Genomic DNA, 14,153 nt, shown 5'->3' on the forward strand with positions numbered 1-14,153 from the left:
GGCTAGACCGGCTGGACGAGGGCGGCGGCCAGGGCCGTGATGCCCGCGGTCGCGCGCTCGCGGCCGTACTCCTCGCGCAGCACCCCGGCCGCCTCCGCGCCCATCGCGGCCAGCAGCGTGTGGGCCAGCACGTCGGCGTCGGCGCCGGGCCGCGCCTCGGCCAGCAGGATCGCGATGTGGCGGTGCCAGAAGCGGTAGGCGCCGATGCGGTAGCGGGCCCCCGGGCTGGCCGTCTCCGACATCCGCACCAGGTCGAGGTGGGCGTAGAGGTAGTCGAGGTAGGCGGCCGTGAAGGCGGTCAGGCGCTCGGCGGCCGGAGCGCCGGGGCCGACGGGCGGCGGCCCGGACAACACGCGTTGTTGCAGGTCGCGCTCGCGGGCGTCGAGCAGCGCCACCGCCAGCCCCGACTTGTCGCCGAACCTGCGGAACAGCGTGCCCTTGCCGACGCCCGCCGCGGCGGCGACCGCGTCCATCGACACCGCCTCCACGCCCTTCTCGGCGAACAGCCGCGCGGCGGCCGCGAGCACCTTCTCCCTGTTGCGCGCCGCGTCCGCGCGTTCCCTGACCGGTTTGCCGGTCAGCAGCTCCAGCGGCTCGCTTGACGAACCGGACTGCGGTCCGTTAGGTTCCTGGCCATTCACACATCCGGACTTTAGTCCCTTTCGCTTGGAGGCCACAATGACCATCACCCGCGAGGAGCTGCACGCCCGTCTGGGCAGCGTGACCGTGCTCGACACGCTCGGCGGCTCCTACTACGCCCAGCAGCACCTGCCCGGGGCCGTCGCCCTGGTGGAGAGCGAGGTCGCCGAGCGCGCCGCCGAGCTGCTGCCCGACAAGGACGCCACCATCGTCACCTACTGCTCCAACCCCGCCTGCGGCAACAGCAAGGCCGTGGCCAACCGGCTGACCGCGCTCGGCTACACCGACGTGCGCCGGTACGTCGAGGGCATCGAGGACTGGGTGGGGGCCGGCCTGCCGGTCGAGTCGTCCCTGTGACGGTCGTACCGGGAACCGCTCACAGGACTCCGCAGCGGCGCACCGCGAGCAGCGCCAGCGCGCGGGTGACCTCGCGCAGCTCGGCCAGCTCGACCTGCTCCCTGGGCGCGTGCGCGAACCGGACGTCCCCCGGGCCGTAGTGCAGCGTCGGGACGCCGCCCGCAGCGTACAGGCGCAGGTCGCTCCCGTACGGCGCGGCGGCCTCGGCCGGACGGCGGCCCGCGACGTCGGCGACGGCCTCGTTCACCGCGCCGAGCAGCTCGTGCCCGGCGGGCAGCCGGCCGCTGGCGAACTGGCCGCCCGGCCAGGTCACCGCGGGCGGGTTGTCCCGCAGCCACGGGTGACCGGTCGAGGCGACGGCCTCCTCGAAGGCCGCCCGCGCCGCGGCCGGGTCCTCCTCCAGCCGCACACCGAGGCGTCCCTCGGCCACCAGCAGGTCGGGCACGGTGCTCGCCCAGTCGCCGGCCCGCACGGTGCCGACCTCGATGGGATACGGCATGGGGTTGTCGCCGAAGAGCTCCGGCACGTCCCGGTTGCGTTCGGCCTCCAGACGCCTGATCGCCTCGAACACCGGCCAGAAGACCTCGATCGCGTTGACGCCCTCGTACCGCGTGGCGCCGTGCGCGGCGCGGCCGGCGATCTCCAGCCGGAAGGTCTGCGCGCCGGCGTTGGCGGTGATGACCGCGCCGCTGGTGGGCTCGGTGATCACGGCGGCCTCCGCCGTGTGCCCCCTGGCCAGGGTGGCGAACGCGCCGAGGCCGCCGTCCTCCTCGCTGATCACGCAGTGCACCGCGAGGGGCCTGGCCAGGCGCACCCCCGCCCGCTTCAGCGCCCGTACGACGGCCAGGTTGGCCACCAGGCCGGCCTTCATGTCGCAGGCGCCCCTGCCGTGCAGCACGTCGCCGGTGATCCGGGCGGCGAACGGGTCGCTGCCCTCCCATTTGGCCAGGTCGCCAGTCGGGACGACGTCCACGTGGCCCTGGAGGGCGAGTGCCGGCGCGCCTTCGCCCTCGGTCACGGCGACGACGCCGTAACCCTCCTGCCTGGGGGCCTCGGTGCCGGGGAAGCCGGCGCGCGCGGTGAGGTCGGCGAGGTCGAGTTTCCAGACGTCCACGTCCAGGCCGGCCTCGGTGAGCAGGCGGGCGAAGCGGTGCTGGAGGTCGGACTCGGCGTCGGTGCCCGTGACGCTCGGGACGCGCACCGTCTCGGCCAGCAGGCCGACGGTCTCCGCCTCGTCGATGGCGTTCAGGACCCTGGCTTCCACGTCGCGCATGGAGCACACTTTCTCACGCCGTGAACGCCTTTCACGATATATGGCGATACAGGACGTGCGTAGCTGGATGAGCTGGATCGCGGTGACGCCGTTCGCCGTCTGGGCGGCGGTGCGCCTGAGCGGGTTCGAGCCGGACTGGCCGTGGGTGCCGGTGGTCGCGTTCACGCCGCACGCGGCGGTGGGGGCGGCGCTGGGCCTGGCCCTGGCCGGGCTGCTGCGGCGGTGGGCGGCGGGCGCGGTCGCGCTGGTCACGGTGCTGGCGCTGGGCGCCGCGGTGCTGCCCCGCGCCCTGCCCGACGCCCTGCCCGACGCCGCGCCGGCCGCCCACGGCGCGGCGCTGCGCGTGCTGGCCGCCAACCTGCTGCTCGGCACGGCCGACGCGGCCGGCCTGACCGCGCAGGTCAGGTCGCTGCGGCCGGACGTGCTGACGTTGCAGGAGTTCACGCCCCTCGCCGGGCGGCGGCTGGCGGCGGCCGGGCTGCGCGAGCTGCTGCCGTACGCGGTGACGTGGCCCGCCCCGGGCGCGGGCGGCTCGGCCGTGTACGCCCGCCATCCCCTCACCGCGGGCGAGCTGATCGAGGCGGGCGGGTTCGGCCAGGCCACGGCCGTGCTGAGACATCCCGGCGGGGCCCGGGTGGAGATCGTCTCGGTGCATCCGTGCGCCCCCAAGCGGACGGGCAGGCGGCCGTGCTGGCTGGCGGGGCTGCAACGCCTGCCGCGCGGCGACGGACGGCTGCGCGTGCTGGCCGGCGACTTCAACGCCACCCTCGACCACCTCCCGCTCCGCGAGCTGCTGGCCGCCGGGTACCGCGACGCGGCCGACGCCATGGGCCGCGGCCTGTCGGCGACGTGGGGCGGTTGGGGGCCGCTGCCCGGTGTGACGATCGACCACGTGCTGGCCGGCGAGCGCATGGCGGTGCGGGACTTCCGGGTGCTCGCGCCGGTCGGCAGCGACCACCGTCCGGTGTACGCCGAGCTCCTGCTGCCGTGACCCGGACGCCGGCGGGAACAGGACCTGGGAGGATCGCGGGATTCCGGAGCTGCGGCGGCTCGTAAACTGTGACCCGTGGAAGCGCCCAAGTTCGAGATTCAGATGCTGCACGACCGAGTGATGATCCGGCTGGAGCAGGAGGCCGAGGAGCGGCGCAGCGGCTCCGGGATCGTCATCCCCGCGACGGTCAAGATGGCCAACCGGCTGGCGTGGGGCGAGGTCTGCGGCGTCGGCACGAACGTGCGCGCGGTCAAGGTGGGCGACAAGGTGCTGTTCAACCCGGAAGACCAGTTCGAGGTCGAGGTGCACGCGCGGGTCTACCTCGTCATGCGCGAGCGCGACCTGCACGCGGTGGCCACCCAGGAGACCGACCACGGCACGGGCCTGTACCTATGACACGCGGGTCCTGGCGAAGTTGACCCACAGCTCGGCGGCCCAGGTGGCGGCGGGCACGTCCGCGAGCACCCGCGTCGTCCGGCCGGTCAGGTCGAGCACCGACAGGCGGCGGCCCTTCCCGGCCGTCGTGACGGCGATCAGGTGCGTGTCGTCCCACCAGCCGAACAGGGCCGCCGGCTTGACGGCCACGCGCTGGGCGATCGTGCCGGTGGCCAGGTCGACCAGGCACACCTGCTCCTTGAACCGCGAGGGGCACCACGTCGTCAGGCGTTTGCCCGAGGGCGCGTAGGAGTCCTCCGGGCCGGTCGGCAGGCCCACGTTCGCGTACGTGCGCAGCACCGCGCCGTCCGTGGGGCGGTAGACGCGCAGGCCGGTGCCGTACATGCTGACGAGGTTGCCGTCGGGGCTCCACCAGAAGCCGGCCCGCCGGGCCAGGCCCGTGACGCGGACGGTGCTCGCGGTGCCCGCGCGCACGTCCACCACCGTGAAGCCGAGCACCCGCCACGTGCCGCCGATCTTCTGCTCGACGGTGAGCGCGACCTTCCCGCCGTCCCTGGACCAGGACGCGTAGGCCGCCGTCATGGGCTTCTTGACGGTACGGATCCGCGTGGCCCTGCCGGTGGCCCGATCGGTGACGACCACGGAGTCGTAGCCCGCCCGGTACGAGGACGGCACCCCGGCCGTCAGGCGGCCGTCGGGCGAGACCGCCACCTCCGACAGGCCCTTCTGCCGGGTGAAGGCGTCACCGGCGGCGGCGCGCAGGTACGTGCGGCCGGTGCCGAGCCCGTACGCGCTGAGCCGGACCGGGTCGCCCGATCTCTCGTGATATTTCATGCCGCCGGTTTCCGGCAACGTCAGGTCGGCCCGAGCGGCGGCCGGGGCGAGGAACGTCAGCGACAGCACGACGGCGAGGTGAGCGATCACGCCCGCAGAATAGGCAGGGAAAGGCGGCGATTCCGGGAACGATAACGACCCGGTCTGAAAGCCCCTCCGGAACTAGACGAAACGCTGGGCGATCTCCAGCAGGTCGATGCCGAGCGTCAGCATGCCGAAATAGACGATCACCGCGGCGGCGGCCACGGTCACCAGCAGCACGAGGATGCGCACCGTCCAGCCCTGCCGCTTGTACCACTGCGTCCAGGCGTGCAGCGTCTGCTTGCCGAACTCCAGCACCCGGTGGGCCCAGTGGAACTCGGTGGCCAGCACCGCCAGCCCGGCGAACACCACGAGCCAGCCCGGCCCGGGGAACGGCACCATGATCAGGCCGCCGACCACCATCACCGCGCCGATGACGCCGACCACGATCTTCAGCGTGAGCGCGCCCGCGCGGGTGGACCGTATGCCGTCGAGCCGGCCCTTCAGGCCGCCGCGGCGGGCGGGCATGGCGGAGCGGTCGGCGGCCTCGTCCTTCATCACGTCGGCGTCGCCCGTCTCGGAGTTCTGGATCGGCACGTCTCCCCCGTGTCGTCGGCTGTCTCTCAGGATACGGCCCACATCGACAGGAACACTTGCAGACCACTAGCAGGTCGCCAAACAGGACGAAGAGTAAAATTTCCCGCCAGAAGGAAGGGGATTCCGGCAACTATCGGTTAATGTCTGCTATGCCCGAGGTCATCCTTCGCACCGTCACCGGCCCCATTCGCGCGGCAGCGGTGAACGGCGCCGTACTCCCCCACGAGCACCTGCGCAACGACATGCGCTGGGCGGTCGGCATCGACTCCGACCCCCACCGCTGGCTCGACGAGGAGACCACTGTCACCGCGGAGCTCCGCGAGCTGCGCCAGTCCGACGAGCTCAACCTGGTGGTCGACCTGACCTGCCTCGGCATGGGCCGCGACGCCGCCGCCCTGGCCCGCATCGCGGCGGGCAGCCGGGTGCCGGTGATCGCCTCCACCGGCTTCTTCGCCCAGCCGTTCAGCGACGTCGGCGACGAGGACGTCGAGCAGCTCACCCGGCGCCTGATGACCGAGATCTCCAGCGGCGTGGACGGCACGGGTGTCTTCCCCGGCGTGATCGGCGAGGTCGGCAGCTGGGGCGCCGAGCCCACCGCCCGCGAGGAGCGCTGCCTGCGCGCCGCCGCCCGCGCCTCCCGGCAGTCGCGCCTGCCCGTCGCCACCCACGGCCAGAACGCCCTGGCGCTGCTGGAGATCCTGCTCGGCGAGAACCTGCCCGGCTCCCGCGTGGCCGCCGGCTACTCCGGCGACCTGGGCGGCGCCCGCAAGATCGCCGAGGCGGGCGCGTACGTCAGCCTCAGCGTCCTGGCGCTCGGCCCCGACCAGGCGGCCAGGATCGCGCTCGGCCTCATCGAGGACGGCCACGCCGACCGCCTGCTCCTCAGCACCGGCCTGAGCCGCGTGGCCCAGGTCCAGCGGTACGGCGGCTGCGGCTACGCCCACCTGTTCCACAGCCTGCTCCCCCGCCTGCGCGAGGCCGGCACCGGCGAGGACGTCATCCGCCTGATCACCCACGACAACCCCCTGCGCTGGCTGACCGACGGCATGCGCTGACCCGCCCGGCTGACCAACGGAATGCGCTGACCCGACCGGCTCCCCTTCACCGGCTGACTCGCGGACCCGGTCGGCTTCCCTGCGCCGGTGGGGCTGATCCGGGACCTCTCGGCAAGATCGTCTCAGGGCGGCCGGGCGGGCGGTGATCGGACCTCGCCGCCCGGAACTCGCTAGGATCAGGGGCGACACGAGCCTGGCCGGGTGGGGGATGGTGAGCGAGCACACGCAACGCGGCGGGCGCCTGCGCAGGCCGTTCGCGGCGCTGTCGCGCCTGAGCCGGGTGGGCGACGTCCCGGTCGTGGTCATGCTGGCCTGGGCCGGGTGGCTGGCCGTCCCGTGGTCGTTCAGCGGCCTCGCGCAGGCCAGGGCCGCGGCAGCGGCGGCCGCCGCCGACGCCGAGCCCCCGCCCTCGTCCCACGCCTCCGACACCGCCCCACCGCCGTCCGCGCTCGCCTCCCACAGCACGCCGCCCTCCACGCGCGCCTCCCACAGCACACCGGCGTCCGCGCTCTCCTCCCACAGCACGCCGCCGTCTGCCGCCGGCTCTCGCATCGGGTCGCCGTCCGGGGCGGCCTCGCAGAGCACGTCGCCGTCCGCGTTCGTTCCGGGGGTGTCCGTTGCCGGGGGCGGGGGGCTGTGCGGTCCGGGGGCTGGGGAGGCGGCTTCGGGGCGCGGGGCCTGGCCGGTGGGTGCGGCCTGGGGGATCCCGGCGCCCGCGGTCGCCCACCCCGCCGCCACCGTTCGTCCCGCCGGGCCCATCGGTCCCGCCGGGCCTACCCGTCCTGCCGGGCCTACCAGCCCCGCTGGGCCCGCCGCCACCGCCGATGCCTTCGCGACCGCCGCCACCCCGTACGCGCCGGAGGCCGTTCCTCCCGGTGAGGCCGAGGCGGTGGCGGCCGAGCGCGCCCGGATCGCCGGAGAGGTGCACGACGCCGCCGGTCACGGGCTCGCCGCCATCGCGATGCAGGCCGGGCTCGCGCTCGTCGTCCTCGACGACGACCCCGAGCAGGCACGGGCCTCGCTCCGGGCGATCAGGGAGACCAGCACGACCGCCCTGGCCCACCTGCGCGCCGCGCTCGACGGCATCGACCCGCCGGCCGGCGACCTGACCGGCCTCGTCGCGGGCGTACGCGCCGCCGGCCTGCCGGTCGACGTCGAGCCCGCCGACCCGGCCGTGCCCGCCCATCTCAGGGACGCCGTCTACCGGGTGGTCCGCGAGTCCCTGACGAACGTGCTCCGGCACGCCGGCCCGACCAGGGCCTCGGTGCGCCTGGCCGACGGGCCGTGCGGGTTCGTCCTGGAGGTGGCCGACCGCGGCGCGGGCTGGAACGGCGCCGCCGAGGGCCGCGGGCTGGCCGGGATGCGCGCCCACGTCGCCGAGGCGGGCGGCCGGCTCACCGCCGGTCCCCGCGAGGGCGGCGGCTTCCAGGTGACCGCCCGCTTCCCCCGGTCCGAGGCATGACCGCGCCCGGCCCAGGCCCTCACCGGCCAGGCCCGGACGCGCACGCCGCCGGCCCAGGCCCTCACCGGCCAGGCCCGGACGTGCACGACCCCGGCGCAGCCCCGCCCGATGTCGACGCCGGGGGGCGCGCGATCAGGGTGGCGGTCGCCGACGACCAGGCCGTCGTGCGGATGGGGCTGCGGGCGCTGCTGGAGCGGGAGCCCGGCATGGAGTGCGTGGGCGAGGCGGCCGACGGCGCCGCGGCGCTCGACCTGATCCGCCGCACCCGTCCCGACGTGCTGCTGCTCGACATCCGCATGCCCGGCACCGACGGCCTGTCCGCGTTGCGCGCCGTGGCCGGCGATCCCACCCTGGCCGGCACCCGGATCGTCGTGGTGACGACGTTCGCCGTCGACGAGTACGTCTTCGCCGCCCTCCAGGCCGGGGCGAGCGGCTTCGTGCTCAAGGACAGCGCGCCCGACGAGCTGGTCAACGCCGTGCGCGTGGTGGCGGCCGGCGAGGCGCTGCTGTCGCCGTCCATCACCAGGAAGGTCATCGGCCTGTTCGGCCGCGGCGGCGCCGAGCCCGTCGAGGGTCTGGACACACTCACCCCGCGCGAGCGCGAGCTGGTGGCGTGGGTGGCGACGGGCCGGTCCAACGACGAGATCGCCAGGGAGCTGGTGATCAGCCCCGACACCGTGCGCACCCACGTCAGCCGGGCCATGGTGAAGCTGCGCGCCCGCGACCGGGCCCAGCTGGTGGTGTTCGCCATGCGGGCCGGGCTCGCACCGCCGCTCTGAGCCGGGCCGTGCGGGCCGGGCTGGCGCCGCCGCGCCGAGCCGGGCCCGCGGCCTACCGCAGGAAGCCCTCGTAGTTGCGCTGCTGGAGCTGGGCCTCGATCTGCTTGACCGTGTCCAGCCCGACGCCGACCATGATGAGCACGCTGGTCCCGCCGAAGGGGAAGTTCTGCTGCGTGCCGGGGTCGCGCAGGATCGCGAACGCCACCAGCGGCAGCAGCGCCAGCACGCCGAGGTAGAGGGCTCCGGGCGCGGTCAGCCGCGACAACACGTACGCCAGGTAGCGGGCCGTCGGCGCGCCCGGCCGGATCCCCGGCACGAACCCCCCGAACCGCCGCATGTTGTCGGCCACCTCGACGGTGTTGAAAGTGATCGCGACGTAGAAGTAGGCGAAGAAGACGATCAGCAGCACGTACACGCTCATGTAGAGCGGATGGGTGCCGGCGGTCAGGTTGCGCGAGACCCAGGCGCCCGCCTCCGCGCCGAGCAGCGGCGCGGCCAGCGTCGGACCGTAGAGCAGCGACGAGGTGAAGATCACCGGTACGATCCCCGCCTGGTTGACCTTGAGCGGGATGTACGTGCTGCTCCCCCCGTACATGCGCCGCCCCACCATGCGCTTGGCGTACTGGACGGGCACCCGCCGCTGGGCCTGCTCGACGAACACCACCGCCGCCACCAGACACAGCCCGGCCGCCAGCATCACCGCGAACCCGAACGGCGTGAGCACGAAGATCTTCGCCATGTACCCCGGGAACACCGCCACGACCTGCGTGAACATCAGGATCGACATGCCGTTCCCGATCCCCCGGTCGGTGATCAGCTCCCCCATCCACATGACCACGCAGGTGCCCGCGACCATCGTCGCCACGATCACGGACACCGCGAGCAGCCCCTGGTCGCGCAGCAGCGGACGGGCACACCCGGGCAGCAGGTTCCCCGAACGGGCCAGGGTGACGACGGTGGTGGCGTTCAGGACGGCGAGGCCGACGGTCAGGTAACGGGTGTACTGGGTGATCCGCGCCTGCCCGTTGGACCCCTCCTTCCTCAGCGCGTCGAGCCGCGGCACCACCACGGCGGACAGCTGCAGGATGATGCTGGCCGTGATGTAGGGCATGACGCCCAGCGCGAACACCGACAGCTGCAACATCGCGCCGCCGCTGAGCATCTGCATCATGTCGAAGACGCCGCCGCTCGCCGAGCCCACGCACTGCCGCACGGCCACGACGTCCACGCCGGGGGCGGGCATGATCTGGCCGAGGCGGAACAGCACGATCAGCCCCAACGTGGACAGCAGTTTCCTGCGCAGCTCCGGCACCCGGAACGCTCTGGCGAAGACGGTCAGCATGAGCAGGAAGTCTGTCCGCGGGCGCGCCGGACGTCGTCCGCCCAGGCGAGGCACCCGAATACGCAGATCCGCGTAGGTTGGGCGCATGACGACCGTGTGGGTGATCAGCGGGCCGCCGGGGGCGGGCAAGTCCACGGTGGCGGCCGAGCTGCTGGCCCGCCTGTCGCCGGTGCCGGCCCTGCTCGACAAGGACACCGTCTACGGCGACCTCGTCGCGGAGGTCCTGCGGGCCCACGGCCGCGACCAGGGCGAGCGCGAGGGCCCCTGGTACGACCGGCACGTCAAGCACCATGAGTACACCGGCCTGACCAGGATCGCCGCGCAGATCCGCGGCCACGGCTGCCCGGTGCTGCTCGACGGCCCGTTCACCGCGCAGGTGCACGACGCGGCGCGGTGGGCTCAGTGGGTGGCGGAGCTGGGCGGCCCGCCCGTGCGCCTGTTGTGGGTGCGTTCGGACGGGCCGACGCTGCGCGCCCGGCTGGAGGCGCGCGGCCTGGCCAGGGACGCCGGCAAGCTGGCGGCCTTCGCCGACTACCTGCGGAACATCCGGGTGGACGAGCCGCCCGTCGTGCCGCACCTGGAGATCGACAACCGGCGGGGCGCGCCGCCGGTCGGCGACCAGCTCACGGCGGCGGGTACACCGCCGCGAACACGGCCGGCAGCCGGGGGACGAGCCGGGTGAACCGCCCCTCCTCGTAGGAGGCGCCCGGCTCGTTGCTGAGCTGCTGGGACACGGGCCCGGCGATCAGGCTCGCGGCCAGGGCCAGCCCCTCCTCGCCCGCGGCGTCGGGATGCAGCTCCCCGCGCCCGACCGCGGCCCTGATCAGCTCGGCGAAATGCTCGTGGACGGCCAGCGCGGGCGCGTACGCCTCCGGCGAGGGCGCGAACCCCGGCACCGGCCGCCAGAACATCAGCTGGGCCAGCACCTGGTTCTCCATGATCCACCGCGCTCCGGCCTCCAGGGACGGCCCCATGGCCGCCAGCCCCGGCTCATGCGCCTCGGCCCCCCGCCGCACGGCCTCCAGATAGCCCTCCTGCCCGCGCCTGAACAGGGCGTCGTAGACCGCGTGCCGGGACGGGAAGTACTTGTACAGCGACGGCGGCTGGATCCCGAGCCGCCTGGCCACGGTCGCCAGGCTCAGCCCCGCGACGCCCTCCTCCGCCATCACGTCGAGGGCGATGCCGAGGATCTCGGCCTGCGTCTCGGCTCGTCGTCGTGCTCGCCGGTCGGGAATGTCAGCCACATGGAATAGCTTAGGCTATAGGTAGTAGCCAAAGCTATTGGGGGTGTGTCCCGTGTCGCGCGACATCGAGCTGATCGGCCTGCGGCAGAACAATCTCAAGGACGTCTCGCTGCGGCTGCCCAAGGAGCGGCTGACGGTGTTCACCGGCGTGTCGGGGTCGGGCAAGTCCTCGATCGTGTTCGGCACCATCGCCACGGAGTCCCAGCGGCAGCTCAACGAGACCTTCAGCGCGTTCGTCAGGAACCGGCTGCCCAAGCACGAGCGCCCGCGCGCCGAGCGCATGTCCGGCCTGACCGCCGCCGTGATCGTGGACCAGAAGCCGGTCGGCGGCGGCGCCCGCTCGACCGTGGGCACGATGACCGAGGTGCACGCGATCCTGCGGGTGCTGTTCTCGCGGCGCGGCGAGCCGTCGGCGGGGCCCGCGACGGCGTACTCGTTCAACGACCCGCAGGGCATGTGCCCGGTCTGCGACGGCCTGGGGAAGAAGGTGGAGGCCGACGTCGGCAAGATGCTCGACGAGGAGCTCTCGCTGAACGAGGGCGCGATCCGCATGGCCCCGCCCGGGTCGTACGTGTGGCAGCTCTACGCCAGGTCGGGGCTGTTCGACCCGGACAAGCCGCTGCGCGGCTTCACGCCGCAGGAGCGAGACCTGCTGCTGTACGGCGGCGGCTTCAAGGTCAGCCGGGGTGAGTACACCAACACCTACGAGGGGCTGGTCACCCGGTTCGAGCGCGTCCACCTCAAGCGCGACCTCGACCAGCTCGACAAGGCCGCGGCGCCGTACGTGCGGCAGGCCACCTGCCCGGAGTGCGGCGGACGGCGGCTCAACGCGGCCGCGCTGGCCTCGCGCATCGACGGGCTGTCCATCGCCGACCACTGCGCGATGGAGGTGACCGACCTCATCGGCGTGCTGGAGGGCCTCCGCGACCCGGTGGCGGAGGCGGCGGTGGAGTCGTTGCGCCGGATCGACGCCATCGGCCTCGGCTACCTCAGCCTCGACCGCGGGACGCCGACGTTGTCGGGCGGCGAGGCGCAGCGGCTCAAGACCGTGCGGAACCTGGGCAGCAGCCTCACCGGCATGACGTACATCTTCGACGAGCCCAGCGTGGGGCTGCACCCGCGTGACGTCCACCGGCTCGGCGACCTGCTGGTCGAGCTGCGCGACAAGGGCAACACGGTGCTGGTCGTCGAGCACGACCGCGACCTGATCGAGCTGGCCGACCACGTGGTGGACATGGGGCCGGGCGCGGGCACGCGGGGCGGCCGGGTGGTGTTCGAGGGCACGGTGGCGGCGCTGACGTCCGGCGGCACGCTGACCGGCCGCATGCTGCGGCGGGTCACCGGGCTCAAGGACGCCGTGCGCGCCCCGGCCGGCTGGCTGACCGTCGAGAACGCGAACGCCCACAACCTCAAGGACGTCACCGTACGCGTGCCGCTCGGCGTGCTCACCGCGGTCACCGGCGTGGCCGGGTCGGGCAAGAGCACGCTGATGCGCCAGGAGCTGGTCGCCCGGCATCCGCACGTGGTGCTCATCGACCAGTCGGCCATCGGCGGCTCGCCGCGCTCGACCCCGGCGACCTACCTCGACGCCATGGACCCGCTGCGCAAGCTGTTCGCCGACGCCCACGGGGTGCGGCCGGGGCTGTTCAGCTTCAACTCGGCCGGCGCGTGCCCGGTGTGCAAGGGGCGCGGCGAGATCAAGACGGATCTGGCGTTCATGGACCCGGTGACCCGGGTGTGCGACGCGTGCGGGGGCAGCCGGTACAGCGAGCAGGCGCTGTCGTACACGGTGGAGGGCCGCACGATCGCGGACGTGCTCGCGATGACGGCCGAGGAGGCCGCGGGCCTGTTCGACCTGCCGGGCATCGGCGGGCTCGGCGCGCTCGGGCTCGGCTACCTGACCCTCGGGCAGCCGCTCAGCACGCTGTCCGGCGGGGAGCGGCAGCGGCTCAAGCTGGCGCACCGGATGCGCGAGCGCGGCCAGGTGTACGTCTTCGACGAGCCGACGACCGGCCTGCACATGGCCGACGTGGACACGCTGCTGGCCCTGCTCGACCGGCTGGTGGACGGCGGCGACACGGTCATCGTCGTCGAGCACGACCTCGACGTGGTCAAGCACGCCGACTGGGTCATCGACCTCGGCCCCGAGGCGGGCCGGCACGGCGGCGAGGTGATCTTCGAAGGCACCCCGGCCGAACTGACCGAAGCATCCACCTATACCGCGAAATATCTGGTCAAGTCACTCGATAGTCGTCGTCCCGGACGTCCAGCACGGCCATGTGCCCTGGCAGATGACCGATCGCGTACTCCACGCCGCTCGCCATGACCGCTGCCTGCGGCGTCACCCCGCAGGCCCAGAACAGCGGCACGTCCCCCGGCCGCAGCTCCACCGGGTCACCGAAGTCGGGACGCCCCAGGTCGAGCACGCCGATCGCGGCCGGGTCGCCCACGTGCACCGGCGCGCCGTGCACCCGCGGATACCTGCCGCTCACCTCGACGGCCGTCCGCACCAGCTCCTCCGGGACCGGCCGCATCGAGACGACCAGCGGCCCCGACAACGAGGCGGTGGACTCGCAGGACACGTTCGTGCGGTACATCGGCACGTTCCTGCCCTGTTCCAGGTGCCGCACCGGGACACCGGCGGCCAGCAGCGCCGCCTCGAAGGTGAAGCTGCAGCCGATGAGGAACGGCACGAGGTCGTCCCGCCACTGGCCGGTCACCTCGTCCAGGTCGGCCACCGGCTCGCCGTCGCGGTAGAGGCGGTAGCCGGGCAGGTCGGTGCGCAGGTCGCCGCGGAACAGGGTGGTCGACCAGGCGCCCGGCTCGCCCACGTCCAGCACGGGGCAGGCCTGGGGGTTGCGGTGGGCGAACAGCAGCAGCTCGTACCGCAGGGCGGCGGGCACGGCGATCAGGTTGGCCTGCGTCCAGCCGCGGCACCAGCCCGCGGTGGGCACCCGTTCGCCGACGCGGAAGCGGGCCCGCGCCTGGGCGGGGGTCAAGGTGGCGACGTCCACCTCTCGACACTATGGCGACCGCCCCACCCGGTCCACATCGCCGCTCCACGCACATCACCGGCACCACGCCCCCACACCCTCACCGCCGGCCACACCCTCACCCCCCACCGCAACCAACGCACAGCACCGGCACCACACCTCCACGACAA

General features: G+C 73.6%; 15 protein-coding genes. 8 read left to right on the forward strand and 7 right to left on the reverse strand.

Annotation, left to right across the window (positions count from 1 at the left end; all coding sequences use genetic code 11):
* Nucleotides 1-2 precede the first annotated feature (2 nt).
* Nucleotides 3-641 (reverse strand): TetR/AcrR family transcriptional regulator, encoded by a 639-nt coding sequence (locus tag AB0J71_RS01680; protein ID WP_352323683.1) that lies wholly within the window; start codon nucleotides 639-641, stop codon nucleotides 3-5.
* Between the two features lie 37 nt (nucleotides 642-678).
* On the opposite strand from AB0J71_RS01680, the gene AB0J71_RS01685 reads away from it, so the two are divergent.
* The gene (locus tag AB0J71_RS01685; RefSeq protein WP_352323684.1) at nucleotides 679-996 is read left to right on the forward strand and encodes a rhodanese-like domain-containing protein; all 318 of its coding nucleotides are present in this window, start codon (nucleotides 679-681) and stop codon (nucleotides 994-996) included.
* 19 nt (nucleotides 997-1,015) lie between these two features.
* Here AB0J71_RS01685 and AB0J71_RS01690 read toward each other — a convergent pair whose 3' ends face one another.
* Entirely contained in the window at nucleotides 1,016-2,269 is a 1,254-nt protein-coding gene (locus tag AB0J71_RS01690; protein WP_364411963.1) for an ArgE/DapE family deacylase, read from the reverse strand.
* A 55-nt stretch (nucleotides 2,270-2,324) separates the two neighbouring features.
* Here AB0J71_RS01690 and AB0J71_RS01695 point away from each other — a divergent pair, with 55 nt between their 5' ends.
* Both AB0J71_RS01695 and AB0J71_RS01700 read left to right on the forward strand, forming a co-directional pair.
* Complete coding sequence (locus AB0J71_RS01695) at nucleotides 2,325-3,260, forward strand: endonuclease/exonuclease/phosphatase family protein (RefSeq protein ID WP_364411966.1); 936 nt, start codon at nucleotides 2,325-2,327, stop codon at nucleotides 3,258-3,260.
* Between the two features lie 75 nt (nucleotides 3,261-3,335).
* Nucleotides 3,336-3,656: a co-chaperone GroES gene (locus AB0J71_RS01700; RefSeq protein WP_352327236.1), complete on the forward strand. Its 321-nt coding sequence runs from the start codon at nucleotides 3,336-3,338 to the stop codon at nucleotides 3,654-3,656.
* On the opposite strand, the gene AB0J71_RS01705 is transcribed toward AB0J71_RS01700, so the two are convergent.
* The gene (locus tag AB0J71_RS01705) at nucleotides 3,651-4,580 is read right to left on the reverse strand and encodes a hypothetical protein (protein WP_364411969.1); all 930 of its coding nucleotides are present in this window, start codon (nucleotides 4,578-4,580) and stop codon (nucleotides 3,651-3,653) included. The genes AB0J71_RS01700 and AB0J71_RS01705 overlap by 6 nt on opposite strands.
* 72 nt (nucleotides 4,581-4,652) lie before the next feature.
* Nucleotides 4,653-5,108 carry a TIGR02611 family protein gene (locus tag AB0J71_RS01710; protein ID WP_352327238.1) on the reverse strand — a complete coding sequence of 152 codons (456 nt, stop codon included), beginning with the start codon at nucleotides 5,106-5,108 and terminating at the stop codon, nucleotides 4,653-4,655.
* A gap of 149 nt (nucleotides 5,109-5,257) precedes the next feature.
* On the opposite strand from AB0J71_RS01710, the gene AB0J71_RS01715 reads away from it, so the two are divergent.
* The 3 genes from AB0J71_RS01715 to AB0J71_RS01725 all read left to right on the forward strand — a co-directional run bounded on the left by AB0J71_RS01715 (nucleotide 5,258) and on the right by AB0J71_RS01725 (nucleotide 8,404).
* The gene (locus AB0J71_RS01715) at nucleotides 5,258-6,163 is read left to right on the forward strand and encodes an aryldialkylphosphatase (RefSeq protein WP_352327239.1); all 906 of its coding nucleotides are present in this window, start codon (nucleotides 5,258-5,260) and stop codon (nucleotides 6,161-6,163) included.
* Between the two features lie 208 nt (nucleotides 6,164-6,371).
* Nucleotides 6,372-7,625 carry a histidine kinase gene (locus tag AB0J71_RS01720; protein ID WP_364411972.1) on the forward strand — a complete coding sequence of 418 codons (1,254 nt, stop codon included), beginning with the start codon at nucleotides 6,372-6,374 and terminating at the stop codon, nucleotides 7,623-7,625.
* 80 nt (nucleotides 7,626-7,705) lie between these two features.
* On the forward strand, nucleotides 7,706-8,404 hold the full coding sequence (locus tag AB0J71_RS01725; RefSeq protein WP_352327241.1) for a response regulator transcription factor: 699 nt from the start codon (nucleotides 7,706-7,708) through the stop codon (nucleotides 8,402-8,404).
* Nucleotides 8,405-8,456: 52 nt separating this feature from the next.
* Here AB0J71_RS01725 and secY read toward each other — a convergent pair whose 3' ends face one another.
* Complete coding sequence (gene secY / locus AB0J71_RS01730) at nucleotides 8,457-9,746, reverse strand: preprotein translocase subunit SecY (RefSeq protein ID WP_364411975.1); 1,290 nt, start codon at nucleotides 9,744-9,746, stop codon at nucleotides 8,457-8,459.
* Nucleotides 9,747-9,831: 85 nt separating this feature from the next.
* Between secY and AB0J71_RS01735 the strand changes: the two genes are divergently transcribed.
* On the forward strand, nucleotides 9,832-10,428 hold the full coding sequence (locus AB0J71_RS01735; protein ID WP_352327243.1) for an AAA family ATPase: 597 nt from the start codon (nucleotides 9,832-9,834) through the stop codon (nucleotides 10,426-10,428).
* Here AB0J71_RS01735 and AB0J71_RS01740 read toward each other — a convergent pair.
* On the reverse strand, nucleotides 10,370-10,990 hold the full coding sequence (locus AB0J71_RS01740; protein WP_352327244.1) for a TetR/AcrR family transcriptional regulator: 621 nt from the start codon (nucleotides 10,988-10,990) through the stop codon (nucleotides 10,370-10,372). The genes AB0J71_RS01735 and AB0J71_RS01740 overlap by 59 nt on opposite strands.
* A 52-nt stretch (nucleotides 10,991-11,042) precedes the next feature.
* Here AB0J71_RS01740 and AB0J71_RS01745 point away from each other — a divergent pair, with 52 nt between their 5' ends.
* Complete coding sequence (locus AB0J71_RS01745; RefSeq protein WP_352327245.1) at nucleotides 11,043-13,316, forward strand: excinuclease ABC subunit UvrA; 2,274 nt, start codon at nucleotides 11,043-11,045, stop codon at nucleotides 13,314-13,316.
* On the opposite strand, the gene AB0J71_RS01750 is transcribed toward AB0J71_RS01745, so the two are convergent.
* The gene (locus AB0J71_RS01750) at nucleotides 13,225-14,004 is read right to left on the reverse strand and encodes a putative hydro-lyase (protein ID WP_352327246.1); all 780 of its coding nucleotides are present in this window, start codon (nucleotides 14,002-14,004) and stop codon (nucleotides 13,225-13,227) included. The two genes, AB0J71_RS01745 and AB0J71_RS01750, sit on opposite strands and share 92 nt — an antisense overlap.
* Nucleotides 14,005-14,153 lie beyond the last annotated feature (149 nt).

Source organism: Nonomuraea sp. NPDC049637, assembly GCF_040675235.1.
Classification (GTDB): Bacteria; Actinomycetota; Actinomycetes; order Streptosporangiales; family Streptosporangiaceae; genus Nonomuraea.